27 protein-coding genes and 1 pseudogene are annotated in these 26,006 nt (G+C 59.2%); 3 read left to right on the forward strand and 25 right to left on the reverse strand.

Annotated features, from left to right (window positions below; all coding sequences use genetic code 11):
• Positions 1 to 45 precede the first annotated feature (45 nt).
• From sigF to ald, 11 genes are all read right to left on the reverse strand, one after another.
• Positions 46 to 801 (reverse strand): RNA polymerase sporulation sigma factor SigF, encoded by a 756-nt coding sequence (sigF, locus tag AC50YL_RS02295; protein ID WP_161740662.1) that lies wholly within the window; start codon positions 799 to 801, stop codon positions 46 to 48.
• Positions 802 to 821: 20 nt separating this feature from the next.
• Positions 822 to 1,268, reverse strand: a complete 447-nt coding sequence (gene spoIIAB, locus AC50YL_RS02300; RefSeq protein ID WP_494828994.1) for an anti-sigma F factor — start codon at positions 1,266 to 1,268, stop codon at positions 822 to 824.
• On the reverse strand, positions 1,265 to 1,618 hold the full coding sequence (spoIIAA, locus tag AC50YL_RS02305; RefSeq protein WP_161740666.1) for an anti-sigma F factor antagonist: 354 nt from the start codon (positions 1,616 to 1,618) through the stop codon (positions 1,265 to 1,267). Before spoIIAA ends, spoIIAB begins: the two co-directional genes overlap by 4 nt.
• Positions 1,619 to 1,816: 198 nt before the next feature.
• Complete coding sequence (locus tag AC50YL_RS02310; protein WP_494828996.1) at positions 1,817 to 3,004, reverse strand: D-alanyl-D-alanine carboxypeptidase family protein; 1,188 nt, start codon at positions 3,002 to 3,004, stop codon at positions 1,817 to 1,819.
• Between the two features lie 170 nt (positions 3,005 to 3,174).
• Positions 3,175 to 4,503, reverse strand: coding sequence for a pyrimidine-nucleoside phosphorylase (locus tag AC50YL_RS02315; protein WP_494828998.1), 1,329 nt, complete (start codon positions 4,501 to 4,503; stop codon positions 3,175 to 3,177).
• A gap of 47 nt (positions 4,504 to 4,550) precedes the next feature.
• Positions 4,551 to 4,727: an aspartyl-phosphate phosphatase Spo0E family protein gene (locus AC50YL_RS02320; RefSeq protein WP_161740672.1), complete on the reverse strand. Its 177-nt coding sequence runs from the start codon at positions 4,725 to 4,727 to the stop codon at positions 4,551 to 4,553.
• Between the two features lie 117 nt (positions 4,728 to 4,844).
• On the reverse strand, positions 4,845 to 5,669 hold the full coding sequence (locus tag AC50YL_RS02325; RefSeq protein ID WP_494829000.1) for a purine-nucleoside phosphorylase: 825 nt from the start codon (positions 5,667 to 5,669) through the stop codon (positions 4,845 to 4,847).
• A 72-nt stretch (positions 5,670 to 5,741) separates the two neighbouring features.
• Positions 5,742 to 6,917, reverse strand: coding sequence for a phosphopentomutase (locus AC50YL_RS02330; protein ID WP_494829002.1), 1,176 nt, complete (start codon positions 6,915 to 6,917; stop codon positions 5,742 to 5,744).
• Between the two features lie 36 nt (positions 6,918 to 6,953).
• A complete protein-coding gene (xerD, locus tag AC50YL_RS02335; RefSeq protein ID WP_494829004.1) occupies positions 6,954 to 7,853 on the reverse strand; it encodes a site-specific tyrosine recombinase XerD in 900 nt (299 codons plus the stop codon).
• A gap of 122 nt (positions 7,854 to 7,975) precedes the next feature.
• Complete coding sequence (locus AC50YL_RS02340) at positions 7,976 to 8,212, reverse strand: DUF4227 family protein (protein ID WP_494829006.1); 237 nt, start codon at positions 8,210 to 8,212, stop codon at positions 7,976 to 7,978.
• 134 nt (positions 8,213 to 8,346) lie between these two features.
• The gene (gene ald, locus AC50YL_RS02345; protein ID WP_494829773.1) at positions 8,347 to 9,489 is read right to left on the reverse strand and encodes an alanine dehydrogenase; all 1,143 of its coding nucleotides are present in this window, start codon (positions 9,487 to 9,489) and stop codon (positions 8,347 to 8,349) included.
• A 218-nt stretch (positions 9,490 to 9,707) separates the two neighbouring features.
• Here ald and AC50YL_RS02350 point away from each other — a divergent pair, with 218 nt between their 5' ends.
• Positions 9,708 to 11,006 carry a S8 family peptidase gene (locus tag AC50YL_RS02350; RefSeq protein ID WP_494829775.1) on the forward strand — a complete coding sequence of 433 codons (1,299 nt, stop codon included), beginning with the start codon at positions 9,708 to 9,710 and terminating at the stop codon, positions 11,004 to 11,006.
• Between the two features lie 110 nt (positions 11,007 to 11,116).
• Here AC50YL_RS02350 and fur read toward each other — a convergent pair whose 3' ends face one another.
• From fur to AC50YL_RS02370, 4 genes are all read right to left on the reverse strand, one after another.
• Complete coding sequence (gene fur / locus AC50YL_RS02355) at positions 11,117 to 11,584, reverse strand: ferric iron uptake transcriptional regulator (RefSeq protein WP_161740682.1); 468 nt, start codon at positions 11,582 to 11,584, stop codon at positions 11,117 to 11,119.
• Positions 11,585 to 11,673: 89 nt separating this feature from the next.
• Entirely contained in the window at positions 11,674 to 12,327 is a 654-nt protein-coding gene (gene spoIIM / locus AC50YL_RS02360; protein ID WP_494829008.1) for a stage II sporulation protein M, read from the reverse strand.
• Positions 12,328 to 12,397: 70 nt separating this feature from the next.
• Entirely contained in the window at positions 12,398 to 13,612 is a 1,215-nt protein-coding gene (locus tag AC50YL_RS02365) for an endonuclease Q family protein (protein ID WP_494829010.1), read from the reverse strand.
• The gene (locus tag AC50YL_RS02370) at positions 13,612 to 14,169 is read right to left on the reverse strand and encodes an NUDIX hydrolase (protein ID WP_494829011.1); all 558 of its coding nucleotides are present in this window, start codon (positions 14,167 to 14,169) and stop codon (positions 13,612 to 13,614) included. Before AC50YL_RS02370 ends, AC50YL_RS02365 begins: the two co-directional genes overlap by 1 nt.
• Before the next feature lie 94 nt (positions 14,170 to 14,263).
• On the opposite strand from AC50YL_RS02370, the pseudogene mciZ reads away from it, so the two are divergent.
• Positions 14,264 to 14,356 (forward strand): annotated as a pseudogene (gene mciZ / locus AC50YL_RS02375) (Z-ring formation inhibitor MciZ); the annotation flags it as partial.
• 187 nt (positions 14,357 to 14,543) lie between these two features.
• Here the strand turns inward: mciZ and AC50YL_RS02380 are convergent.
• The 6 genes from AC50YL_RS02380 to lpdA form a co-directional block, all read right to left on the reverse strand.
• Positions 14,544 to 15,677, reverse strand: coding sequence for a M20/M25/M40 family metallo-hydrolase (locus AC50YL_RS02380; protein ID WP_494829013.1), 1,134 nt, complete (start codon positions 15,675 to 15,677; stop codon positions 14,544 to 14,546).
• A gap of 117 nt (positions 15,678 to 15,794) precedes the next feature.
• A complete protein-coding gene (gene lipB, locus AC50YL_RS02385) occupies positions 15,795 to 16,544 on the reverse strand; it encodes a lipoyl(octanoyl) transferase LipB (protein WP_494829015.1) in 750 nt (249 codons plus the stop codon).
• 22 nt (positions 16,545 to 16,566) lie between these two features.
• Positions 16,567 to 17,955 (reverse strand): dihydrolipoamide acetyltransferase family protein, encoded by a 1,389-nt coding sequence (locus tag AC50YL_RS02390; RefSeq protein ID WP_494829017.1) that lies wholly within the window; start codon positions 17,953 to 17,955, stop codon positions 16,567 to 16,569.
• 67 nt (positions 17,956 to 18,022) lie between these two features.
• Entirely contained in the window at positions 18,023 to 19,006 is a 984-nt protein-coding gene (locus AC50YL_RS02395) for an alpha-ketoacid dehydrogenase subunit beta (RefSeq protein ID WP_494829019.1), read from the reverse strand.
• A 1-nt stretch (position 19,007) separates the two neighbouring features.
• Positions 19,008 to 20,042: a thiamine pyrophosphate-dependent dehydrogenase E1 component subunit alpha gene (locus tag AC50YL_RS02400; protein ID WP_494829021.1), complete on the reverse strand. Its 1,035-nt coding sequence runs from the start codon at positions 20,040 to 20,042 to the stop codon at positions 19,008 to 19,010.
• 124 nt (positions 20,043 to 20,166) lie between these two features.
• Positions 20,167 to 21,591 carry a dihydrolipoyl dehydrogenase gene (gene lpdA / locus AC50YL_RS02405; RefSeq protein ID WP_494829023.1) on the reverse strand — a complete coding sequence of 475 codons (1,425 nt, stop codon included), beginning with the start codon at positions 21,589 to 21,591 and terminating at the stop codon, positions 20,167 to 20,169.
• Positions 21,592 to 21,759: 168 nt separating this feature from the next.
• Between lpdA and AC50YL_RS02410 the strand changes: the two genes are divergently transcribed.
• Complete coding sequence (locus tag AC50YL_RS02410; protein ID WP_494829024.1) at positions 21,760 to 22,053, forward strand: DUF2627 domain-containing protein; 294 nt, start codon at positions 21,760 to 21,762, stop codon at positions 22,051 to 22,053.
• Between the two features lie 223 nt (positions 22,054 to 22,276).
• Here the strand turns inward: AC50YL_RS02410 and clpP are convergent, their stop codons facing one another.
• The 4 genes from clpP to spo0A all read right to left on the reverse strand — a co-directional run bounded on the left by clpP (position 22,277) and on the right by spo0A (position 25,830).
• Positions 22,277 to 22,852, reverse strand: a complete 576-nt coding sequence (clpP, locus tag AC50YL_RS02415; RefSeq protein ID WP_494829025.1) for an ATP-dependent Clp endopeptidase proteolytic subunit ClpP — start codon at positions 22,850 to 22,852, stop codon at positions 22,277 to 22,279.
• A gap of 21 nt (positions 22,853 to 22,873) precedes the next feature.
• Complete coding sequence (locus tag AC50YL_RS02420) at positions 22,874 to 23,584, reverse strand: RNA polymerase sigma factor (protein WP_494829026.1); 711 nt, start codon at positions 23,582 to 23,584, stop codon at positions 22,874 to 22,876.
• A gap of 131 nt (positions 23,585 to 23,715) precedes the next feature.
• Positions 23,716 to 24,912 (reverse strand): MFS transporter, encoded by a 1,197-nt coding sequence (locus AC50YL_RS02425; RefSeq protein ID WP_494829028.1) that lies wholly within the window; start codon positions 24,910 to 24,912, stop codon positions 23,716 to 23,718.
• Between the two features lie 105 nt (positions 24,913 to 25,017).
• Complete coding sequence (spo0A, locus tag AC50YL_RS02430) at positions 25,018 to 25,830, reverse strand: sporulation transcription factor Spo0A (protein WP_161740709.1); 813 nt, start codon at positions 25,828 to 25,830, stop codon at positions 25,018 to 25,020.
• Between the last annotated feature and the right edge of the window lie 176 nt (positions 25,831 to 26,006).

Below are 26,006 nucleotides of genomic sequence, written 5' to 3' on the forward strand. Positions count from 1 at the left end.
CCCCGGTCGGGCAATCGGCCTTTTGCTAGCGCGCGCATGTCGCGCTCATTGCGCGATCTGGTCGCGGATGAGCTGCAAAATCTTTTTCTCCAGCCGCGATACCTGGACCTGGGAGATGCCGAGGCGGGCGGCCACCTCCGACTGCGTCTGGTCGCGGTAGTAGCGGAGGAAGACGATGAGGCGCTCGCGTTCCGACAGCCCGCCGATCGCTTCGTTCAGCGCGAGCTTGTCGAACCAGCGCTCCTGCGAATCGTCCGCGATCTGATCCATCAGCGTGATGGGATCGCCGTCGTTCTCGAAGACCGTCTCGTGAATGGAGGTCGGCGGCTTGTTCGCTTCCTGCGCGAACACGACGTCCTCGGGGGTGATCCCGAGCCGTTCGGCGACCTCCTTGATCGTCGGCAGGCGTCCCAGCACCTTCGACAGTTCGTCCTTCGTCTTGCGCACCTTGTTGGCCGTTTCCTTCAGGGAGCGGCTGACCTTGAGCGTGCCGTCGTCGCGGAGAAAGCGCTGAATCTCGCCGATGATCATCGGCACCGCATAGGTGGAGAATTTGACCTCGTAGGACAGATCGAACTTATCGACCGACTTCAGCAGGCCGATGCAGCCGATTTGGAACAAGTCCTCCGGCTCGTAGCCGCGTCCCATGAAACGCTGGACGACGGACCAGACGAGACGAATGTTGCACTGCACCAACGTATCGCGCGCAAGCGTGTCCCCGGCTTGGCTCAAGGCGATCAGCCGCTTCACCTCGGAATCATCCAAATAAGGCTGCGCCGTTTGTTTCATATCGACATCCATGCGGTCCAACCCCTATGCGCCTAATTGAAAAGCGCTTTTTTCGATTCAATGCGCTTCGTCATCGCGATGGCTGTCCCGTTGCCCGGCTCGCTCGATACGTCGAAGCCATCCATGAAGTTCTCCATGATCGTAAAGCCCATGCCGGAACGTTCCATCTCCGGCTTGGAGGTGTACAGCGGCTGGCGGGCAAGATCGAGATCTTCGATGCCGCTGCCGTTGTCCTTCACGATCAGCCGCACGACGTCGCCTTCGATCAGGCCTTCGATCGTGACCTTGCCGTTCGGATCGCCGTCGTAGCCGTGAATGATCGCGTTGGTGACCGCTTCGGAGATCGCCGTCTTCAGATCGTTCAGCTCCTCGAGCGTCGGATCCAGCTGCGAGACGAACGCCGCGACCGCGACGCGGGCGAACGCCTCGTTCTCCGACCTGGCGGAGAAGGTAAGTGTCATCTCATTTCTCTCGTTCATGAAACGACCTCCAGACTCGTGAGCGCAAGCCGCTCGTTATCGTGAATCGGCAATATTTTGAACAAGCCCGACAATTCGAACAGCCGGTAAACGCTCTGGTTCACGTCGCACACGACCATTTTCCCGCCTCGCGCCTTCAGCTGCTTGTAGCGGCCGAGAATGACGCCGAGACCGGAGCTGTCCATGAACAGCAGCTCCTTCAGGCTGAGAATGACGTGGTCGCTGTTGCCGCGAAGAATCGCTTCCTCCATTTTGAACCGGACGACATCGGCGGTGTGATGATCCAGCTCGCCGCGCAGCCTGACGATAAGCACGTTTCGGTAATGCTCCAACTCGACCTGCAAGCTCATCCTCTCGTTCACTCCTATGCTCAAATTTGCGGAGCACGAGCCAATCCCGAACCTCTTGCCCGGCGATCGCTTTCGTGTTGAAGGAGGATTCTACGCCGCGGCCTTCGTTTCCTGCCCCCCGACAAAACTAGAAGCAGAGCGCTAAAGCCAGACAAATTGCGCGCCGCGGGACGCGGATTGCGCCGCGTTCGGGCAAGCTTAGCCGAACAGGCTGCCCATGGAGCGCTTGAACAAGGTCCACCAGCCCGCGCGCTCGATGGATGCCGGCGCGTCGACGGCGAATTCCGTCAAGACCTGATCGCCTTGGAACACGACCAGCTTGCCGATCGGCTGATTGATTGTCACGGGCGCTTTCAGCGGGTTCAGCTTAAGCTCGTAACGGATATCCTTCACGGAGCTGCCTTTCTTCAACAGCACGCTGTAGGAATGCTTCGCGGTCAGCGTCAGTTCGGGCATCATGCCCTTCTCGACCTTCACGCTGCCCATCGCGTCGCCTTTCTTGAAGATCGTGTGATTCATGTATTGGGCGAACGAGTAGTCGAGCATCTGTGACACCTCGGCGTTGCGCGTCTTCGTGTTCGGCTCGCCCATGACGACGGCGATCACGCGCAGGTTGTCCCTGTGCGCCGTAGCCGTCAGGCAGAACTTCGCTTCGCTCGTGAAGCCGGTCTTCAGCCCGTCCGCGCCCGTATAGAACCGGACCAGCTTGTTCGTGTTGACGAGCCAGAACGGCTTCTCGCTCGATTTGCGCAGGTAATCCTGGTACACGCCGGTATATTTCGTGATCTCGCTATGCTTCAGCAGCTCTCTCGACATGACGGCGATGTCATGCGCGGACGAGTAATGCTCCGCCGCGGGAAGGCCGTTGCAATTGGCGAAATGGGTATTCTTGAGCCCGAGTTCCGCCGCGCGCTTATTCATCATGTCGACGAAAGCCGACTCCGTGCCGGCGATCTTCTCCGCCATGGCGACCGAGGCGTCGTTGCCCGACGCCATCGCGATGCCCTTCAGCATCTCGTCGACGGTCATTTGCTCGCCCGGCTCCAGAAAAATCTGCGATCCGCCCATCGAGGCGGCATACTCGCTCGTCGGTACTTTGTCCGTCAGTTTGATGCGTCCTTCGTCGATCGCTTCCATGATGAGCAGCATCGTCATGACCTTCGTAATGCTTGCCGGCGGCAGCTTCGCATGGCTGTTCTTCTCGTAAATGATCGTTCCGCTGTCCGCGTCCATCAGAATGGACGACCGCGCGGACGGCGCCAAATCGGCCGTGCCGGCGCCTTGCGAGGCTTGCCCCTTCTCCTCCGCCCAGGCAGATACAGGTACGGAAAGCGCTAATATCATCGTCAATCCGGCGACGACGAGCTGTTTCAAGTTGTTTTTCATCGAAGTTCTCCTCCTGAGTGGTGCCCGCGGCAAAGCAAGTCCGCAAAACGGCTAAAATCTCATTCCTAGTGTGCACCGTTCAGGAGTAAAATATTCCAATTCTTCCAGTAAAAAAAGAAAGGCACCCGATAAAAACCGGATGCCTTTCGAGCGGTCTGGAACGACCTTTGTTAAAGACGCGTCACGCCTTGTTCCGTCACGATGGACAACAGCAGCGGGGACGGCGCGAGCTGCTCTTCGCCGATGGCGTACGCCTCCTGGACCCGCTTCAGCACGGTCCGAACGGCGGCGTTGTCTTCCCGCACGTGGAGCAGCGCGAGCGTCTCGCCCTCGCGGACGTTCTCGCCGACCTTGCGCTGCAGCGTGATCCCGACCGCATGGTCGATGACGGAGTCCTTCGTCTCCCGGCCCGCGCCGAGCAGCATGGCCGCCAGGCCAAGCTCCTCCGCCTGGATGGCGTGCACGCAGCCGCTCTTCGGAGCGGGCACTTCCACGAGCAGCGGCGCTTGGGGCAGCAGGGACGGGTCGTCCCCGACCGCGGGATCGGCCCCTTGGGCGGCCACGAACTGCTTGAACTTGGCCAGCGCTTCGCCGGAGCGCAGCTTCTCGCGCAGCAGCGCTTCCGCTGCCTCCAGATCGGCGGCTTGTCCGCCGAGAACGACCATGTGCGAGGCCAGCGCGATGCATAGCGCCGTCAGATCGTCCGGTCCGCGGCCATGCAGCGTCTCGATCGCTTCGCGGACCTCCAGCGCGTTGCCGATGGCGAAGCCGAGCGGCTGATCCATGTCGCTGATGAGCGCCGCCGTCCGCCGGCCGACCTGCGTGCCGATCTCGACCATCGCCCGCGCGAGCTTCTCGGAGTCTTCCAGCGTCTTCATGAAGGCGCCGCTGCCGGTCTTCACGTCCAGCACGATGGCATCCGCGCCGGCCGCGATCTTCTTGCTCATGACGGAGCTCGCGATGAGCGGGATGGATTCCACCGTCGCGGTCACGTCCCGCAGCGCGTAAAGCTTCTTGTCGGCCGGCGCCATGTTGCCGCTCTGGCCGATGATGGCGACGCCGATGCCGTTCACCTGCGCGATGAAATCCTCGCGCGTCAGCTCCGTCCGGAAACCTGGCATCGATTCCATCTTGTCGATCGTGCCGCCGGTGTGGCCGAGTCCTCTGCCGGACATCTTGGCGACGGGAACGCCGCAGGAGGCGACGAGCGGCCCGATGATGAGGCTCGTCTTGTCGCCGACGCCTCCCGTGCTGTGCTTGTCCACTTTAATGCCACGGATCGGGGACAAATCGACCTGATCGCCGGATTCGGCCATCGCCGTCGTCAGAGAGGCGGTTTCTTCCGCGCTCATGCCTTGAAAAAAAACGGCCATCGCCCAGGCGGACATTTGATAGTCCGGAATTTCCCCGCGGCTATAGCCTGTTATAAGAAACGACAGCTCTTCGTTCGTCAATGCGCCGCCGTTTCGTTTCTTATGGATAATGTCGACCGCTCGCAAGTCTGATGACCTCCACTGTTTTGACCAGGATGCGTGTTTCGAGGCGTTCAGCCTTGAGCCGATCCCGGATTCCGCTTTTTTTCCCGCTGCGCTTTCACGATCAGCTGGTCGAGCGTCTGGCTGAGCAGCAGGACGTCGCGATTCAAGAAGGATCCCTTTCCCATTGCGGCGGATACCATCTGCCCGCGCAGACGCTCTAGTAAATGATAGCTATGCTTGTCCATGAAAAAAATTCCCCACTTTTTGAAAGATGGTGTATTGATATCACGGACATTATACGACGATGAATCAAGAAAGAATGTCACAATGCGTCGAGCCGATTATTACATTTTTGTTACAGCCTATATCAAAGGAATCAGGCCGCCCACGAGACCAAGGAACCGGGATTTCACGCGTTCTGTCGTTTCCATGACTTCATTATGGGACAGCGGCTGATCCAATATACCCGAGGCCATGTTGCTTATACAGGAAATGCCAACAACTTCCATGCCGGAATGATTCGCCGCGATGACCTCGGAGACCGTCGACATGCCGACAGCATCCGCTCCAAGGACGCGCATCATGCGGATTTCCGCTGGCGTCTCGTAGGACGGGCCGAGCACGGCGATATAGACGCCTTCCTGCAACGAGAAGCCCTGTTCCTTGGCCACGTCCGCAGCCAATTCGCGCAGCCGCTTGCTGTACGGCTGCGACATGTCGGGAAATCGCACGCCGAGCTCTTCGTCGTTCGGGCCGACGAGCGGATTATGGCCTTGGAAATTGATATGGTCGCTAATCAACATCAAATCTCCCGGACTGTAATTCGTGTTGACCCCGCCCGCCGCGTTAGTGACGATCAGCTTGGACGCGCCGATCGCTTTCATGACGCGCACGGGAAACGCGGTCAAATCGGGACCGTAGCCCTCGTACATATGGAACCGCCCGCGCATGAGCACGACCGGACGTCCGGACAGCGTGCCGATCATCAATTCCCCCGCATGGCCTTCGACCGTCGAGACCGGAAAATGCGGGATATCCGCGTAAGGAATCACGACGGCGTTCTCGATATGGTCCCCGAGAATGCCGAGACCCGAACCCATGATCAAGCCGATCTCCGGCTTGACGCCGGTTTTCCCGAGAATGTAGTCCGCCGCTTCGCGGACTTGCGCTGCTTTCAACATATTCATGTCTTGTTCCTCCTTAATGGTTCTTGCCGGCCTTGCCTTCCGGCGATGAAAGCTGCCGCGTCCCGCTCGCCGCTATTGCAGCTCGTCGAGGAAAGACATGCCGTTGCCGGGACGCTTCACGCCGAAATTGTCGGCGATCGTGGCGGCGACGTCCGCGAAGGTGGCGCGAACGCCTAGCGAGCCCGGCTTCGCCAGCGCCGGGCTGAACGCGAGCAGCGGCACGTACTCGCGCGTGTGGTCGGTCCCGGCATATGTAGGGTCGTTGCCGTGATCGGCCGTTACGATCAGCAGATCGCGCTCGCCGAGCCGCTTCTCCAATTCGGGCACGGCCCGGTCGAATTCCTCCAGCGCGCCGGCGTAGCCCTGCGGGTCGCGCCGGTGGCCGAACAGCGAATCGAAATCGACCAGATTCGTGAACAGCATGCCGCGAAACGGCTTGTCCAGCGTCTCCAGCGTCTTCGCGATGCCGTCCGCGTTGTTCTTCGTCGGCAGCGACGCCGTGATGCCTTCGCCGCAGAAAATATCGTTGATCTTGCCGACGGCGATCACGTCGAACCCGCCGTCCTGCAGCGCGTTCAGCACGGTCGGCTCCGGCGGCTTGACGGCGTAATCATGCCGGTTCGGCGTCCGCTTGAAGGCGCCGGGCTTCCCGACGAAAGGCCGCGCGATGACCCGGCCGACCGCGAAGCGCTCGTCCATCGTCAGCTCGCGCGCGATCTCGCAGGCGCGGTACAACTCTTCGAGCGGAATCAGCTCTTCGTTCGCGGCGATCTGGAACACGCTGTCGGCGGACGTGTAGACGATCCATTTGCCCGTCTTCAGCTGCTCTTCGCCGAGCTCGTCCATGATTTCCGTACCGCTCGCGGATTTGTTGCCGAGCACGCCGCGGCCGGTCCGCTGCTCGAACGCTTCGATCAGCTCCGCCGGAAATCCGTCCGCGAACGTCTGGAACGGCACGGTGATTTTAAGCCCCGCGATCTCCCAATGTCCGGTCATCGTATCTTTGCCCGACGAAACTTCGGCCATTTTCCCGTAATAAGCGGCCGGTTCGCCCTCGGGTTGCCAGCTGCCCAGGCGCTCGATCCGGTCAAGCCCCCAGCGCCGCATGTTCGGCAAGTCCATGGCGGGCACTTCCCGCAAGATATGTCCCAACGTGTGGGAATTCGCATCGCCGAAAGCCGGCGCATCGGGCAATTCGCCGATTCCGACGCTGTCGAGCACGATAACGCCAATTCGATCAAAACGCATAGGGTCACTCCATTCTCGTCTAGTTGTCGCGGCCGTTCACGGATTGCGCTTGGCGCGCGGATGGGCCTGATGATATACGTCCTTGATCCGCGGCTTGGCCTGCTGCACGTACAGCTGCGTCGTCTGCAGATCGGCGTGTCCCATCATCTCCTGGACGGACCGGAGATCCGCGCCGTTCTGCAGCAGATGCGACGCGAACGCGTGGCGCAGCGAATGAGGCGTCAGGCCGCTCCCGATGCCGGCTTCCTGCGCCGTCCGCTTCAGGATCTTCCAGAAGCCCTGACGCGTCATGCGGCTTCCCTGCAGATTGAGAAAGAGGGCTTGTCCGCCGTTCTTCGCCAGCTTGGGGCGGACACGTTCCAAATAGGCGGCCAACGCTTCCGCCGCCGCGCCGCCAAGCGGTATGATCCGTTCCTGTTCCTTCGCGTTGATGCAGCGGATGAAGCCCAGCGTCAACTGGGCATGTTCAAGATCCAATGAAATAAGTTCGGAAACCCGCATGCCCGTCGCATAGAGCACTTCCAGCATCGCGGTATCGCGCAAGCCCGCGTCGGTCGCCCGATCGGGAGCCGTCAGCAGCCGATCGACCTCTTCCGTCGCCAGCGCTTGCGGCTGGCGCTTCTCCAGCTTGGGCGCCTCCAAATGCAGTGCCGGGTTGGACGGCACCGCGCCGCGGGCAAGCAAATACTGAAAAAAAGCGCGGACGGATACCATTTGCCTGGAGATGGTCGCGGCCGCCCGCCCCTGCTGCTTCAATTGACGGAAATACAGCGACAGGTGATGCTTCTGCACGTCCTCCGCGCGGCCGATTCCTTCGCCCGCCAGATAATCGAGCACCTGCAGCAAATCCCTTTCATACGATTGAAGGGTGTACGGGGAACGTTTGCGTTCCCCCTCCCGCAGCGAGCCGATAAAAGACTTCACATGCTCATTCATAAGCGTTCCTTTCCGGGATATCCGGCAGTCGTCCATCCTCATGCTCTACTTCCACGGCCTGCCGCCGATTTCCTGCAAAAGGCGCCGATTTTGTCGAATCCGGACGCTCGCGCGAGCGCTATTTATTCGCCGTACCAATAAAACAGCCGAAGCCGCTCGGCGATGCTGCCGTTCTCCCCCTGCTGCTGGTCGCCCGCCTTGAATACCTTGAGCGCTTGGCCCTGCGGCACGCGGTACGGGTCGTCCGGCGCGATCCAGACCGCGAGCAGCCTGCAGCCGCCGTACATCGTGATCGTGAAGAAGCAGAGCAGCAGCACGAACAACAGCCGCCGTATCCAACTGCGCACCGATACCACCATCGGTCAACGTCCCCTCTCATAAGAAAACGGACATCGGCCGCGGCATGCGCAGACATGCCGAGGTTGTCCTTTACTTCACCTTATGAGCGGGGCGGCCGATTCATGCCTGGGCGGCTGCCCGCAGCGGCGATCGCCTAATTCAGTTTTTCGAAAGGGATGCTTTGGAGCAGCTGTTCCAGCCCGACATAGGGCATGCCGACCGATTCGGCCACCTGCGGATGCGTGATGCGGCCCTTAAACGTGTTGACGCCTTTGCGGAGCGCTTCATGCTGGCGGACCGCTTCTTCGAGGCCTTTGCCCGCCAGTTCCAACGCATACGGCATCGTGACGTTCGTCAGCGCGAGCGTCGACGTTCGCGGCACGGCTCCCGGCATGTTCGCCACCGCGTAATGCAGCACGCCGTGCTTCTCGTAGACGGGATCCTTATGCGTCGTCACGCGGTCGATCGTCGCGATCGTCCCGCCTTGATCCACGGCCACGTCGACGATGACGGCGCCTTTCTTCATCGTTCTGACCATGTCCTCCGTCACGAGATGCGGCGCGCGGGCGCCCGGAATAAGGACGGCGCCGATCAGGAGATCCGCCTTCTTCACGGCGTTCGCGATGTTGTACGCATTCGACATGAGCGTCCGGATGCGGCCTCCGAACAGTTCGTCGATATAGCGCATCCGTTCGGCGCTTCGTTCCAGGATCACGACGCTCGCGCCCATCCCGAGCGCGATTCTCGCCGCGTTCGTGCCGACGATGCCTCCGCCGAGAATGATCACCTCTGCCGGCGGAACGCCCGGCACGCCGCCGAGCAGGATGCCGCGGCCGCCGTAGAACGCCTCCAGGAACTGCGATCCGACCTGCACGGCCATCCGTCCGGCTACCTCGCTCATCGGCGTCAGCAGCGGGAGACTGCCGTTTGCCGATTGGATCGTCTCGTACGCGACGCCCGACACGCCCGCGCCCAGGAGCGCTTTCGTCAATTCCGGCGCGGCGGCAAGATGCAGATAGGTGAACAGCAGCAGTCCTTCGCGAAAAAAGCCGAATTCCCCGGGCAGCGGCTCCTTCACCTTCATAATCATGTCCGCGCGCGCCCAGACGTCCTTGGCCTCGCCGACGATAACCGCGCCTTCGGCCGCGTAAGCGTCATCCGCGAAGCTGCTCCCGCTTCCGGCGCCGCTTTGCACGACGACTTCATGGCCGGCTGCCTTCAGCATCGCGGCCCCGGCAGGCGTAAGCGCGACGCGGTATTCGCTTGCTTTGATTTCTTTCGGCACGCCGATGATCATATGCATCTCCCTCTCCTGTTCTCCTTGCTCCATCATATACACGAGGCGGACGGGTTGACAGTCCTCGCTGATACGATTTCCTCGGCTGACATAAAATATGTACCCGCTCAGGCGGATGCCCAAGCCCCCGTGCGGATGTCTCCATACACTGCAGTAACGGCTCCGCTCATCTTCGCCCAAGTTTGCCCATTGCTAAAGGAGGAACAGCCTTGCCTAAGGTGGAGAAGCTGCTGCTCAGCTGCTCGACGGCCCGATCATCCACGCACACGTCGCGAAAGCTGATCAGCTTCAAGCGGCGTGACCACTACGTAAAATGCCTCAACCAGCTGGCCAATTTCGGCATCAAACCGGTGAAAAGCATCCGTCGCGGCCGGGTTATCGTCTGCCATGTCGACAGCCGCCGCGCCGATAAGCTGCAAACGCTCGCCCATCATCCCGACGTCAATTACGTCGAGCCGGATTTCAAGGTGCACGCGCACGGCTTCGTTCCGGTTTCCGGCGCGAAGACCGGCAGCGGGCGGACGCGAATCCGCAACCGCAAACCTTCATTGCCGTACGTGAAACGGAATCTCCGCCCCAAAACCAATAAAGCTTCGATTCGTTCGGAATCCACCTCCAGTTCGGCGCCTTGGAACATCAAGCAGGTGCAGGCGCACAGCGTATGGTCCGCGTCGCGCGGAGGCGGCGTAGGCATCGGCATCATCGACACCGGCATCGGCAAAAATGCCGATTTGTACGTGTCCGGCGGCGTCAACACGATGGGCGGCTCCTCGTACGCCGACGACAACGGCCATGGCACGCATGTCGCGGGCATCGCGGCCGGGCTCGGCAAGAACGGCATGCAGCCGGGCGTTGCGCCAAGCGCCAAGCTGTATGCCGTCAAGGCGCTCGACGCCAGCGGCGCCGGTTACGTCTCCGATCTCATCAAAGGCATCGAATGGTGCATCAAGAAGAAAATCCCGGTCATCAACATGAGCCTCGGCCTCGAGGGCGAAACGAGCTCCGCTTTGAAAGAAGCGGTCCAGCGCGCGCGAAAGAAAGGCATCGTCGTCGTCGCGTCGGCCGGCAACAGCGGGCCCTCGAACACGGGCAGCATCGACCAACCGGCGAGATATTCCGATACCATAGCCGTAGCCGCCTCCACGCAGGGAGGCAAGGTCGCCGATTATAGCAGCCGGGGATCCGGCATCGACGTGACCGCGCCCGGAAGCTTCATCAAGTCGACGAAGCCCGGCGGCGGATACGAGATCATGTCCGGCACCAGCATGTCTTGCCCGCATGTCGCCGGCGGCGCGGCGCTCCTGAAATCGCTGCAGCCGAGCCTTACGCCCTACGGCATCAAGAAGCGGCTGCGCGCGACGGCGAAGAAGATCTCCGGCTCCAGCAGCCGTTCGCAGGGCTACGGCCTCGCGCAGTTCTTCGATGCTTCCGGCAGCAGCATCGGCGACGGCGACGAGACCGAAGCCGCAAGCAAGCGGGGCCGCAGCCGGAAAAGCCGTCGCCGCCGCAAGAAATAGCGGCGGACGACGGCCATCGTTTCTCGCCGAAGGGCAGGTCGAATCGGGCAATAAAAAACTCCCTTTACAGTGGCGCGCAGTCCATGGACCGTGCACCCTGCGGAAGGGAGTTATTGTTGTTCCGGTTTGGCCAGGTTGTTCTTCGCCCGGCAGTTTTTGCATACGCCCTGAAAATCAAGGCGGTGATCCAAAACCGTAAAGCCGTATTCTTGCTCCAAACGTTCCTCAAGCGGTCCAAGCCAATCCTCTAATATTTCGCTCATCGTGCCGCATTGCACGCAGATAAGATGATGGTGATGATGTTTGTTATTATCAGTCCGCAGGTCGTACCGCGCTACGCCGTCTCCGAAATTCAGCTTCTCCACGACATGCAATTCGCTTAGCAGCTCCAGCGTCCGGTAAACGGTAGCCAGCCCGATCTCGGGCGCTTTATCCTTCACGAGCATGAACACGTCTTCGGCGCTCAGATGATCCTCTTCGTTCTCCAGTAGCACGCGAACTGTAGCTTCCCGCTGCGGAGTAAGCTTGTACCCCTGCGACTGCAGCTGCTGCTTGATTTTATCAATCCGGGATTCCATGGCTTTCCCCCTCGCAACTCGACTTCGGCCGGAACCGGTGTGGTTTCAGCTTTAATTATAGGTGCTTCTATCGAGGAAAGTCAATTATTTTAGAATGATTCCAATTCACCGCGAACGCCGCTCACGAGCGGGACCGCCCATTTTAAAAGGATCGGCGTCAAATACGACTCCACCAGCGCCGCGCCGACCAGTAAAATCAGCATGACGGCGGCCGTCGCCGTGAACGAAAGCAGCGGGCGGCCAAGCGGGCCGAAGCGGCCGAACAAGCGGCTTTTGACGACATGGACGGCGAAGGTGACCGCGGAGACGCTGGCGATCAGAAAAGCCGGCACGGCGATCAGATTGACCGGCGCCACGGAAGCCAGCGCGAACAGCAGCCCTTTCCACGCGAATTCCCGCACGAGCATGCCGATCGCGAAGCCGACGAGCACGCCCTTCAGAAAATCGAGCGCCAGCACGAACGGCATGCCTACGACGGTCAGCCCCAGCACCCAGACGAGCAGCAGCCATTTGGCCTGGAACCAGGCCCGGTCCATGAAAGCGGCGCCGCCCTGCTGCGCCGTGCCGTTCTGAATATGCAAAATGAACTGCCCGATGTCGTCGGACAGGTCCTGCTGCTGGCCCAGCGTCAGCGCATTGATCATCAGCGCGCCGAACACGACGCCGACGACGAAAAGCACGAAAACGAAAACGTAAAGCGACAATTGATCCTTCACGGTCGATTGCAGCGCGGATGTTCGCATGGCACACTCCTCCAAACCGGGTTGGTACAGTGTATGTCCAAGCTTCCCGCGCTATGACGATCAAGCGGCGCTAGCCGCCTTGAATGACCTTGCCGTACTTGCCGCCTCCGCCTGCCTGCAGCCGAAGGGACCCGAGACGGGCGGAGGCGATCATGGCCGCCGCGGGTTCGCCGGCGATCGCGGCGAGATCGGCTTCCGGCACGTCGTGCAGGATGTTCATTTCGGTGCCGAACCGCTCGAGCAGCTTATCCAGCGTCTTCCGGCCGATCCCGGGAACGAATTCAAGCGGCACCTGATAGACGTAGCGCGGCCGGTCGGCCGGTACGACAGGCGTCCCGCGGCCGGCTTGCTCTGCCAGCTCCATGATCCGGTCCAGCACGCCCCGTACCTGCTTGGCGCTGCCGCATTGGGCGCAGCGCTCCCCGTCCTCCCGCGCTTCGGCGAGCGAGCCGCAGTTCAGGCAGTAGGTCCGGTGGTATTTTCCCAATACCGGATTGAGCCCGTAATTGGCCGTGATCTCCCGTCCTTCGGCGCCGCGAAGCGCAAGCGCGAGCTCCCGGAAGGAGGGCTCCGCCAGCTTCAGCTCGTTGTATTCGCGCCCGATCTTGGCCAGCGAATGGGCATCGGAATTGGTTAAATACGCATAGCCGTCCAGATCCGGAATGAAGCCCGCCATCCGGCTGTCCGCGCTCAAGCCAAGCTCGACGGCATCCACCATTTCGGGATCCAGCGTGTCGGCCAGCCGGTCGGAGCAGCTGCCGAACAGGCTCTTATGCGGCGTGAAGATATGGGCGGGCACGAACAACCCGCCTCTTCCCTTGACCTCGGCCTGCAGCTCCCGGCTCGGCACGTACAGCCGCTGCGAGCTGAGCTGGACGTTGCGCATATGCTTCGAGAGCCACTGCGTGAAGTCCCGCATCGCGCCGAGATCCGGCAGATAGGCCAGGTGATGCGCCGGGCCGAACCCGGCATCCCTGACCTCGATCTCCGCGCCGAGCAGGATGACGGTGTCCCTGTACAGGATGCCTCCGCCGTCGGCTTCCGTCATCTCGCCGCTCTGCAGCAGCTGTTCGATGTCCCGCTGCACGCCCGGGGAGTGGCAGTCGATGACGCCGAGCAGGCGGATGCCTTTGCGGACGGCCGCTTCATGCGCGATATTCCGGAAGGTCAGATCGCGGCTGCCGCTGATCTTTACCGGCTCCCCCCGCTCCGTGCGGCCGATATGCAGATGAAGATCGGCGAATACCCGCTTCGGCTCGGCTGCTCCGGCGGCGCGGCCGCTCATTAAATCTCTCCCGTCAGCCGGTAAATCTGCCAGGCGTACACCGCCAGGATCGTCTTCGCGTCGCCGATGCGCTCTTCCTTGATATACTGCTGCGCCTGCTCATACGTGATCGCTTCCACGGCCAGGAATTCGTCGTCGTCGGGCGCGCTTTCGCCTTTCGTCAGCTCCTCCGCGATATACAGATACAGCTTCTCGTCCGCGAACCCCGGCGACGTATAGAACGCGCTCAGCGGACGCAGCCTCCCCGCGCGGTAGCCCGTTTCTTCCTCCAGCTCGCGCGCCGCAGCCGTCATCGGGTCTTCTCCGGCGTCCAGCTTGCCGGCCGGAATCTCGATTTGAAACTTCTCCATCGGCTTGCGGTACTGCTCGACAACGAGCATCTTGCCGTCGATCAGCGCCAATACCGCCGCTGCGCCGGGATGGCGGACGATCTCGCGCGTCGCCGTGCCTCCGTTCGGCAGTTGGATCGTATCCACCTGCAGCGATATGATTTTACCTTGAAAAATCGGTTCCGACTTTACGGTTACTTCCTGGAATTGTTCGGTTTTCTCCAGCACGGTCCATCTCTCCTCGGATATCGGTTGGTGGCAAAGCATAACTTGTCCCGCTGCGGCATATTCTCTAACAGAATAGCAAAAGGGGTGCGGGATGATGAAGCAATATATCGTTAACGGCCAATTGACGCTTGTGGGCAAGGCTTGGGAAATCAGGCATCAGCTGAAGCTGCTCAGCAAATCCGGCACGAAATTCACCGCCGCGCACGGCCGTCCGGCGCATACGCTGAGCGAGTTTTTGCAATCCTCCATCCGTTCGACCTGATGCGGACACCAGGCGCGGCGCAATCGATCGAACCGGAAAAGGGGCACCCGAACGCAGAAGAAATTCTCCCTGCGCTGGGGCGCCCCTTTGTCATGCGGTCGCAAGCCTGCGTTTACGCCTGGCGCTGCGCAGTCAGGGAAATAATCGCCACGACCAGCTCCGCCGTCTTCGCCAAGTCCGAAGCTTTGATCTGCTCGTTGGTGGTGTGGATATGCTCGTAACCGACGGCCAAATTCACGGTCGGCACGCCGAAGCCGTTGAAGATATTCGCGTCGCTGCCGCCGCCGGAATGGAACGTGCGCGGCGTCGCGCCGATCTTCGCGATCGCTTCCATCGCGAGCTTGACGACCGGCTCGTCGTCGCCGTGCATGTAGGCGGGATAAGCAAGCTTGCTTTCGAATTCCGCTTTCGCGCCGAACTCCTGCGTCACGGATTCCACGGCCTCCCGCATCGCCTCGACCTGCTTGGCCAGCTTCTCGTTCACGATGCTGCGCGCTTCGGAGTCGAGCTTCACGTAGTCGCAGACGATGTTGGTCGCGCCGCCGCCCTCGAAACGCCCGATGTTCGCCGTCGTTTCGTGGTCGACGCGTCCGAGCGGCATGCGCGAGACCGCTCTGCTCGCCACTTGTATGGCGCTGATACCGTCCTCCGGATTGACGCCCGCATGCGCGGATTTTCCGAAGATCTTGATCGTGATTTTCGCCTGCGCGGGAGCCGCGACGGCAATGGCGCCGATCTCGCCGTTGGAGTCGAGCGCATAGCCGTACTTGGCTTCCAGCTTCGAACGGTCGAGCGCCGCCGCTCCGACCAGGCCGCTCTCTTCGCCGACCGTAATGACGAATTGCACCGGTCCATGCGGCAGGTCGTTTTCCTTCAGCACGCGGATCGCCTCGAACATCGCCGCAAGCCCCGCCTTGTCGTCGCTGCCCAGTATCGTCGTGCCGTCGCTTCGAATATAGCCGTCGTCATCCAGGCGCGGCTGAATGCCCTTGCCCGGCGTCACCGTGTCCATATGCGAAGTGAAGAATATCGGCGGCGCCTGCTCCGCGCCCTTCGCCTCCAGCTTCACGATCAGATTGCCCGCGCCATGGCCCGTAACGGCAGCCGCTCCATCCTCTTCGACAGCCAAGCCCAAATCGGTGAATTTCTTCGTCAGCACGTCGCAAATGTTCCGCTCGTTCTTCGTTTCGCTGTCCACCCGGACAAGCGACATGAACTCCTCTATCAATCGGTTCCGGTCGATCATCGGCTTTCCTCCGTCCATCGTTATCGTTTACAATAGGGACAGGCCTTAGGTTATCTTGTACGAAAGGAGCATCCTGCCATGCGTCCCAATGCCATGATGAAAGTGTTTATTTGGGTGCTAATCGCTGCCATGCTGATCTCCACGCTGCTGATCGGCGTCGGCTGGATTTTCGAATAGCCCCTCCCGCGCGGCGACCTCATAGCCGAACTGCTTGCAGAAATACGGCAGCAGCTCCGCCGCGACGTGTTCCACGCTAAGATCTATGCCCGTCACGTCCGCGAAAGACGTCACCGCGTAATCTTGAATGCCGCACGGAATGATTCCCCGAAAGCCGTCCTCCGCAATGCCCGCCTTCACGTTCAGCGCAAAGCCATGACTCGTTATGAATCCCCGGCGAGTCCTGGCTTTATTGAATTTCACGCCGATCGCCGCGATTTTCTCGTTGCCGACCCATACGCCCGTATATTCGGGTTTGCGTCCGCCCTCGATGTTGTAGCTGGCTAACCAGTCGATGATCACCTGCTCCAAGTCGCGCAAGTACCGGTGCAGATCCAGGTTGGCCCCGTCCAAATAAAGCAGCGGGTAACCGACGAGTTGCCCGGGACCATGGTAGGTAATATCGCCTCCGCGGTCGATCTGGAACACGCCGATGCCGCGCTGCGCCAGCTCTTCCTCGGAATACAGCAAATGCTCGGGATGCTTCTGCGAACCGACCGTATACGTCGGCGGATGCTGAAGAAGGAGCAGCGACTCGCGCCGCTCCTCCTTGTCGATCTCTTTGACGCAGGCTTTCTGCAGGTCCCAAGCTTCGGCATACCCCATCATGGGCGTATATCGCACATCGATCGCCTTCACGTTCGTTGTCATCGCTTGTTCGCCTCGTTTCGTTTCAATACAGTTTCGTGTCCAACGTGAAGCCTTCCAAATTCTCTTTCACGCGCTGCAAAAACCGTCCGCAGATGACGCCGTCCAGGATCCGGTGATCCAGCGACAAACAAAGATTCGCCATCGAACGGACCGCGATCATATCGTTGATGACCACGGGGCGCTTGACGATGGATTCGAACGTCACGATCGCCGCCTGCGGGTAATTGATGATGGGATAAGACAAAATGGAGCCGAACGATCCGGTATTGTTGACCGTGAACGTGCCGCCTTCCATATCGGCCAGCGTCAGCTTGCCCTCGCGCGTTTTGCGGGCCAAATCCTCGATTTCGCGCGCAAGCCCGGCGATGTTCTTCTGATCCGCGTTCTTGATGACCGGCACCTTCACCGCATCCTCCGTGCCGACGGCCAATCCGATATGGATATCGCGCTTCACGATGATTTTATCGACGGCCCAGACGGAGTTCATGATCGGGAAATCCTTGATCGCGTTCACGACGGCCTTCACCCAGAACGCCATATACGTCAGGTTGACGCCTTCGCGCTTCATGAAATCTTCCTTCAGCTTGTTCCGCAAGCTGACGAGATTGGTCACGTCGACCTCCATCATCATCCAGGCATGCGGAATTTCCGTCACGCTCTGGCGCATATTGCGCGCGATCGCGTTGCGCACCGGCGTCACGTCGATGAAATACTCGCTGCGGCCGGGCAGCTGCTGTCCTTCGATCTCGATCTTCGGAATCCGCGGCGTTTCCGACAAATGCAGGCCCGTCGAGCGGACCGGTTCTCTGGAGTTCAGGTTCGGCATGCCCGCCGATGCGGCCGACGCTCCGCCGGATGCCGACGAGCCGGCATTGCGGCTGCCCGCTTCCACGTAAGCCAGCACGTCCTTGCGGGTGATGCGGCCGCCAAGGCCGGTTCCTTCCACGTACGTCAGGTTGACGTTGTGCTGGCCGGCCAGCTGCTGCACCGCCGGAGAGAAACGGTGGCGCATGCTGTCGTCGCCGTCCGCGTTCCCCGCCGACGGCTGGCTCGACGCCTGCGCGCGCACGGCGGCCCGTTCGCTGGCGCTTGCGTTGCTCGCTGCAGGCGCAGGGCTGGCGGAGCCTCTGTTCGCCGTTGCCGCAACCTGCGGTTCGTCGGCCTCTTCGCTTTCTTCGATCAAGCAGACCGGCGTGCCGACCGGTACCGTCTCGCCCGCCCCGACGAGAATCTTGGCGAGCGTTCCTTGGATGGTTGAAGGCAGCTCCGCGTTTACTTTATCCGTCAAGATCTCGCAGATCGGCTCGTACATCTCGATGGCGTCGCCGGGCTGCTTCAGCCATTTATCAATTGTCGCGGAAACAAGTGATTCAGCGAGCTGCGGCATGACGATTTCCGTCATTTTTTTCATTCCGACCACTCCTAAACTTTATGCTTTTGAGACGCCTTGGTATCGGAAAGGACAGGCTTTCGCCGCCTTAGTAAACCGCCAGGCGCTTCATGGCTTCCTTCACTTTGTCCTTGTTCAGCATGAAAAATTTCTCGCCCGGCGGGTTGATCGGCATGGCCGGCACGTCGGGGCCGCACAGCCGCATGATCGGCGCGTCGAGCTCGTATAGCATTTCTTCCGCGATGATCGCGGACACTTCGCCGCCGATGCCGCCGAATTTGTTGTCTTCGTGGACGATCAATACTTTGCCCGTGCGGCGTGCGGCCGCAAGCAAGCCTTCCTTGTCCAGCGGCTGCAGGGAACGCAGGTCGAGCACATGCGCCGTGATGCCTTCTTGTTCCAGCTCCGCCGCGGCTTCCATGATGAAATGCAGCGGCAGGCTGTAGCTGATGACGGTAATGTCGTCGCCCTCGCGCAGCACGTTCGCCTTGCCGATCGGAACCGTGTAGTCGTCTTCCGGCACATCGCCGTTCACGAGCTTGTAGCACTTCTTGTTCTCGAAGTAGATGACGGGATCCGGATCGCGCACGGCCGCTTTCAACAGTCCCTTCGCGTCGTACGGCGTAAAAGGAGCCACGATCTTCAGACCTGGCGTGCCGAAAAACACCGATTCCGGGCACTGCGAGTGATACAAGCCCCCGAAGATTCCGCCGCCGATCGGCGCGCGGATGACGAGCGGACAATTCCAGTCGTTATTGGAGCGGTAACGGATTTTCGCCGCTTCGCTGATGATTTGGTTCGTTGCCGGGAACATGAAGTCCGAATACTGCATTTCGGCGATCGGCTTCATGCCGTACATCGCGGCGCCGATGGCCGCCCCCACGATCGCGGACTCCGCAAGCGGCGTATCGAGCACTCGCTCTTCGCCGAACTGGTCGATCAGCCCCTTGGTCGTCGTGAAGACGCCGCCTTTGTAGCCGACATCCTCGCCGAGCACGAAGACGTCCTCGTCGCGTTCCATTTCTTCCTTCATCGCCAGGCGGATCGCATCAATATAGTCCATTTTCGGCATATCAGTGTCCCCCTCTGCCTTGATCGTCGCCGGCGTAGACATGGTACAGAATGTCTTCCGGTTCGGGGAACGGCGCTTGTTCGCCGAATTTCGTCGCATCGTCGAGCGCCGCCTTGATCTCCTGCAGCATGTCCGCTTCTCGTTCCTCGTTCCATATGCCGCAGTCGATCAGGTACTGCCTGAATTTCGGAATGCCATCCTTGTCCCGGTTCGCGTCGACCTCTTCCTTCGTCCGGTAAGCGAGATCCTCGTCCGACGTGGAATGCGGGGACAAGCGATACATGACGGTTTCGACCAGCGTCGGACCTTCGCCCTTCGCGGCGCGCGCGCGCGCTTCCTTCATGACGCGGTACACTTCGAGCGGATCGTTCCCGTCGACCGCCACCCCCGGGAAGCCATATCCGATAGCGCGGTCGGCGATTTGGCCGCCGACCTGCTTGTGCAGCGGCACGGATATCGCGTATTGGTTGTTCTCGCACATGAAGATCACCGGCAGCTTATGAACGCCCGCCATATTGGTTCCTTCGTGGAAGTCGCCTTGATTGCTCGAACCGTCGCCGAACGTGACGAACGTGACGAAATCTTTCCGCTTCATCTTGGCGGCGAGCGCGAAGCCGACGGCATGGGGAACCTGTGTCGTCACCGGACTGGAGCCCGTGACGATGCGCAGCCGCTTGGAACCGAAGTGACCCGGCATTTGACGGCCGCCGCTGTTGGGATCGTCTATTTTTGAAAACAAGCAGAGCATCAGCTCGCGCAGCGTCATGCCGACGGATAATACGAATGCGTAATCGCGGTAGTAGGGCAAATAATAATCTTGCTCGCGGTCAAGCGCGAAGGCAGCGCCGACCTGGGCAGCCTCCTGCCCGATGCCGGAGACGTGAAATTTAATTTTACCTGCGCGTTGGAGCAGCAGACATCGTTCGTCGTAGCGCCTTGCAGTAACCATCACCTTATACATTTCAAGCACTTGTTCATCCGTAAGTCCAAGAGCCGCATGCTTGGTTTGCTGTACGGCCGATTCGGATTGGGACATGAGGATCACCCTCCTTTTAGCTACTATTATAACCAGGTACTAAGACTTGCCTATACCCATTATAACCGAACTGCTCTGGAAAAGGAAATGCTCCCTGTAATTGCCGCGACGACTCCCGCCGCCGTTAGAACGCCAGCGATCGGCCGTCGATGGCGAGCATCGCTTCGCCGATGACTTCCGACAGCGTCGGGTGGGGATGGATGACCTGCGATACCTCCCAGGGCGTAGCATTCAGCAGCATGGCAAGCGAAGCTTCGGACAATAGATCCGTCGCATGCGGGCCGACGATATGGACGCCGAGCACGTCGTTCGTCTTCGCGTCCGCGATGACTTTGGCGAAACCCTCCGGCTCGCCGAGCACCTGCGCTTTGCCGATCGCCTGGAACGGCACTTTCCCGATTTTGACGGAATGGCCCTGCTTGCTTGCTTCGTCCTCCGTCAAGCCGATCGAAGCGATCTCCGGCTTAGAATAAATCGCCCGCGGGATGCGGGCATGATCCGGCGCCTGCTCCTTGCCGCCGAGGATATGATCGACCGCGACGAGCGCTTCGTGCGCCGCCGCGTGCGCCAACTGCAGTCCGCCGTTCACGTCGCCGATCGCGTAAATATGCGGTTCGTTCGTCTGGAAATACGCGTTGACCTTAATCGCGCCTTTCTCGATGCGAACATCCGTGTTTTCGAGGCCGATATTCTCGACGTTGCCCTGGCGGCCGACGGATACGAGCACGCGCTCCGCGTTCAAAATAACGGGACCGTCAGCCGTATCCGCCGTGATGGCGGCTTGTCCGTCATTGTAGGTATACGTCTCGGGCTTCAATTGAATGCCGGTTAATATCCGAACGCCTCTGCGGCGCAGCTGCTTGGTCAGCTCGGCGGACGCGTCGACGTCTTCTCCCGGCAGCAGCCGCGAAGCCGATTCGACCAAGGTCACTTCGATGCCGAAGTCGATCAGCATGGACGCCCACTCCACGCCGATGACGCCCCCGCCGATAATCAGCATCGATGTCGGCAATTGATTCATTTCGAGCGCTTCGTCGCTGGACATGATCTGACCGGCCAGCGGTTCGAGCCCCTTCAGCATGCGCGGCCGCGAACCGGTCGCGATGATCAGTTGCGCCGGCACGACCGTATCCATCTCGCCGTCGGGAAATTCCACGGCCACGCTGCCGCTCTTCGGCGAAAAAATCGAAGGACCGATGACGGTGCCGGTTCCCTGCACGACCGTGATGTCATGCTTGCGCATCAAATATTGCAGGCCTTTATACAAACTTTCCACCGTGCTGTTTTTGCGCTGCTGCACCTTCGGGAAATCCAAGGAAACCGTTCCGTCCACGCGGACGCCGAACATCTCCGCTTTGCGCATCGTGGCATAGACGTCCGCGCTGCGCAGCAGCGCCTTGCTTGGGATGCAGCCTCTATGTAAACAAGTTCCTCCGAGCTTCTCTCTTTCCACAATCACGACTTTCTTCCCAGCCTGGGCTGCCCTGATGGCTGCCGTATATCCCGCGATCCCTCCGCCGATGATGGCAATATCGCATCCAATCGTCATGGTCGTTCCCCTCTCCCTTTCAAGAAGCTAATCCATTTCTATTGTACCTTTTTTCGAGGCCAAGTGAAAACATCGCCGGGTTTGCAAATGGACAGGCTTGCGCGGAAATAGTAAAATGGTACCGTAGAAGCGTTTTCTTTCAGGCTGCGGGAGGTTCAAACATAGGTTATGAAGCAGATATTCATTCGATTCATCGCGGTTCTGCTGCTCGTGATTCCGGGTCTCGGGGCCACGTACGGTTTTCTTCTCATGAAAGACGCCATTTTTCATTTCTTCGCTTCCTTCGGGGACGATGCGTCCGTGCATTCGTTCGAATGGTGGCGTTTCATTGCAGGACTCGCGCTGTTCTTGCTCGGCGTCGGCTTCATCGGCGGGTGGACGTTCTTCCGCGACCGGAAACGCAATTACGTCGCGCCTCGCTTTAAGAAGAAGCGGCCCCGGCCGCCTCGGCCGGAGTCTTGACTTTGGCGAAAGCGACGGGCTGAGCCGATTCCTCAATCGCAAGCAAAGGTTTCGCCATCCAGCACAAAAAGGTTGTCCCAGAATCGTTCGCGCGACGCGTGAAGTCCGATGGACAAACGAAAGGACCTCTATTCCCGCTCCAAAGCGGAAAATGAGGTCCTTTTTAGCCCTATTTTATATTCCGGCCGGTCCAGAGGTGTTTGCACCCTCGCCCGATGAAGAGTTAGACAATGATTTTATCCACGATCCCATAAGCCACGGCATCCTCCGCGCTCATGAATCGATCCCGGTCGGAGTCCCGCTCGATCTGTTCCGCGGATTGGCCCGTGTGATGCGCCAGCAACGCGTTGATCTTCTCCCGCGTCTTCAATATCCAGCTGGCGTGGATTTGAATATCGCTCGCCTGCCCTCTTGCGCCGCCAAGCGGCTGATGGATCATGACCTCGCTGTTCGGCAGCACGAACCGTTTGCCTTTTGCGCCGCCGGCCAGCAAAATCGCCCCGAAGCTCGCGGCGAAGCCGGTGCAGATCGTCGACACGTCGGGCTTGATGAACTGCATCGTATCGAAGATGGAAAAGCCCGCCGTCACGGAGCCTCCCGGACTGTTGATATACAACTGGATATCTTTCTCCGGATCGTCGGCCGCCAGAAACAACAGCTGCGCCACGATCGCATTGGCCATATGATCCTCGATTTCCCCGCTGACCATGACGATGCGATCCTTCAGCAATCGCGAATAAATGTCATAGCTGCGCTCTCCCCGATTGGTCGTTTCGATCACGTAAGGCGTCAAATTCATGCGTATTCCCTCCTCATTCGCTTAAGCAGCAAACAGCATGCTGATGGATGAGGAGCCGGTGCCCGTCGCAGCATGCCGCTGACACAGCTGGCCTACGGCTTGAACGGCATCGACGATCTGCGCTTCCGCGTTCGCCAGTATGACCAGCGCCTGGGGATCGCTATGCCGAACCGCGTTCACATAGGCATGCAGCAGGCTCTCGCTGGCTTCGTCCGTCCCGCCGGCCTGCGACTCCGGATTACGGTAGCGATCGCCCAGTTTCAGCTTGTCGATGGAGACTCTTGCCCGGTGGAGCGCCGCTTTCACCGCTCCCTCCGTCGTCGTCAGCTTCGCGGCGAGCTCTGCGTTCTTGTAGCCGAACAACTCTTTCAGCAGAAAGACCGTACGCTGCATCGGCGACAAATGCTGAATGAGCAATTGCAGCATATCCTCCATTTCCGGGGGGTCGTCATACAGGCGGTTCAGCACGGCTTCGTTCTGCTCCATAAGCAGCAGCATGCGCTCTGCGCGTTTCTGACGCCTGGATTGATCGACCGCGATATTTTTGGCGGTTCGCAGCAAATACGCTGTCGGGTTGGGATGCTCCAGCGCGCCGTTCATGACCGGCAGCGCCCGAAGGCAGGTTTCCTGCACCAGATCTTCCGCGTCCCAGACGGAACGCGTCAGCGATCGGCAATACCGGTACAATACGAACCGCATTTCCTCAACGGCGGCCGGGTGTGGTTTCGTCATTTGATTTAGCACCTCCTCATCCATTTCGTTTGCTTTCACTCCGTAAACGAACGGCCTCGCTAAAAGGATACGCTGCGGAGATAAATTATACGAATACCCTCGTAAAAAGGATAAGTTTGGACAGCGGCGACTTATATAACCGTGTTCGATTGGTCCGCCTCGGCTCCCTTGGCATGCTTGAACAACAAACCAGCGGCGGAAAACAACGTGAAGGCGCCACCGAGCAAATAAAACATGCTGGACGCGGATACATATTGTATGCAGTACCCGCCGACGCTGGGACCGAGCAAGCTGCCTAAGCTGAAGTGAATGGAGGCGATGACGTTCGCCGAAGGCAGCACGTTTCGCGGAAGCAGATCCGCCGCATAGGCGAGGCCAAGGGAGAAAAAGGAACCGACCAAGCCGCCGATAAGCGCCAAGAGCGCAAACAAGAGGATCTTGTGATCCCCTGCGAGAGGCACTCCCATAAACAATAACCCCGCAGAAAACGCGCAAAACATGAGCACCCGTTTTCTCCCGAGCCGGTCGCTCGCGCTGCCAAGCGGGAACATGAGCAGCAGACTGCCGATCCCGAGCGCCGGCAGCAGCATCGAGATGGTTTCCTTGCTCAGGTGGATTCGCAGGCCGTACAATGGGAAATTGCTATTCATGGTCGCCTCGAGCAAACCATACAGAATCGCCGGCAAGAGCGCAAACCATGCCGTGCGGTACGTGAACCAATACCGGTTCCCATGCTCAGCCGCCGGTCTGGCGGAATCCGGATATTCCGACTTTAACGACAGCACGAATGTCAGAACCAGCAGGAATAGCAGCGTGTTCAAGGCAAAAGGAAGCCAATGTCCGACATCGACCAGGTTAATGCCGATCGGACCGAGACTGAACCCGATTCCGTAAGACATGCCGTAAAGCGATATGAACCGGCCTCTTCGCGCCGGCGGGCTGCTGCTGACCACCCACAGTTGGGTGCAATAATGCAGCGCGCTGTCGCCGATGCCCACGGCAATTCGCAATGCAAACCAAACCCAGAGATAAGGAAGCAGCGGAAACAGCAGCGTTGCCGTTCCTGCGAGCGTAATTCCCGTAATGATGCCGGCTTTGTAGCCGAATCGGCGAATCGGCTTCTCGATGAAAAACATCATGCTGAACGTGCCGACATACAAAGCCATGGAATTGATGCCGTTCATGTCCGAAGATACGCCTCGCTGATCCAACAGGATGGCGAGAAGCGGCAGGAGCAACCCTTGATTAAATCCCGAAATGAGCGTAACGGACAGCAATATGGTTAATCGTTTCCATGAAGGAACGGAAGTAAGCGTCGATGTTGTCAAAACAATCCTCCTAAATATGCGCACAACAAACACGAAACGCCACGTCCCATGGCAAGGGAGTGGCGTTCCATTCGAATCCGTTGCATTTACATTCGTGCGTTATCCTTATGATACCTTATGTTCGATCCGCAGCTTGTCGGCGACCATGGCGATAAACTCGCTGTTCGTCGGCTTCGATTTGCTGATATTAATGGTATAACCAAACAGGTGGCTGATGCTGTCGATGTTGCCGCGCGTCCAAGCGACCTCGATCGCGTGGCGGATAGCGCGTTCGACGCGCGAAGGCGTCGTCTTGAACTTCTCGGCGATCGCGGGATAAAGCGTCTTCGTAATGGCGCCTAAAATTTCAATGTTATTGTACACCATCGTGATGGCTTCGCGTAAGTACTGATATCCTTTAATATGGGCGGGTACACCGATTTCATGAATGATGCTCGTGATGTTCGCATCAAGGTTCTTGCCTTTGGCGATCGGCACGACATTGGATTTGGATGTCATCATGGAAGACGAGGAATTGGAATAAGAAGACGAAATTACCGTAGGATTCCCGACGAGCTGACGAATGCGGTTCGCAAGAATCTCCATGTCGAACGGCTTTAATATGTAGTAAGAAGCACCGAGTTGAACAGCCTTCTGGGTAATATTCTCTTGACCGAATGCCGTCAACATAATGATTTTCGGCATGGATGGCAGATTCATTTCGCGGAGGCGTTCAAGAACGCCAAGTCCGTCGAGATGAGGCATGATGATATCGAGAATCAAGATATCGGGACGCGTTTCTTCAAGCAGCCGCAGAACTTCCTCCCCGTTATAAGCGACACCGGTAACCACCATATCGTTTTGTTCTGAAATGTACTCGGAAAGCAGCGTCGTAAATTCACGGTTGTCATCAGCCAACAATACTTCAATTCTTTGCAAGGTATAATCCTCCTTAGACTCAATTCCGTCAATTTAATAGTTATGACGCAGTATGCTTCTGTCTTTCCTGCTATTTAACATTTTCGACACAAGGGATTAAATTCCTTCTGTCGAATAATATTTTTCTTTATTTTTAATTCATTGTGTTTTATAATAAATAATTTGTTACATGAACC

Source organism: Paenibacillus sp. J22P277 (genome assembly GCF_059383675.1).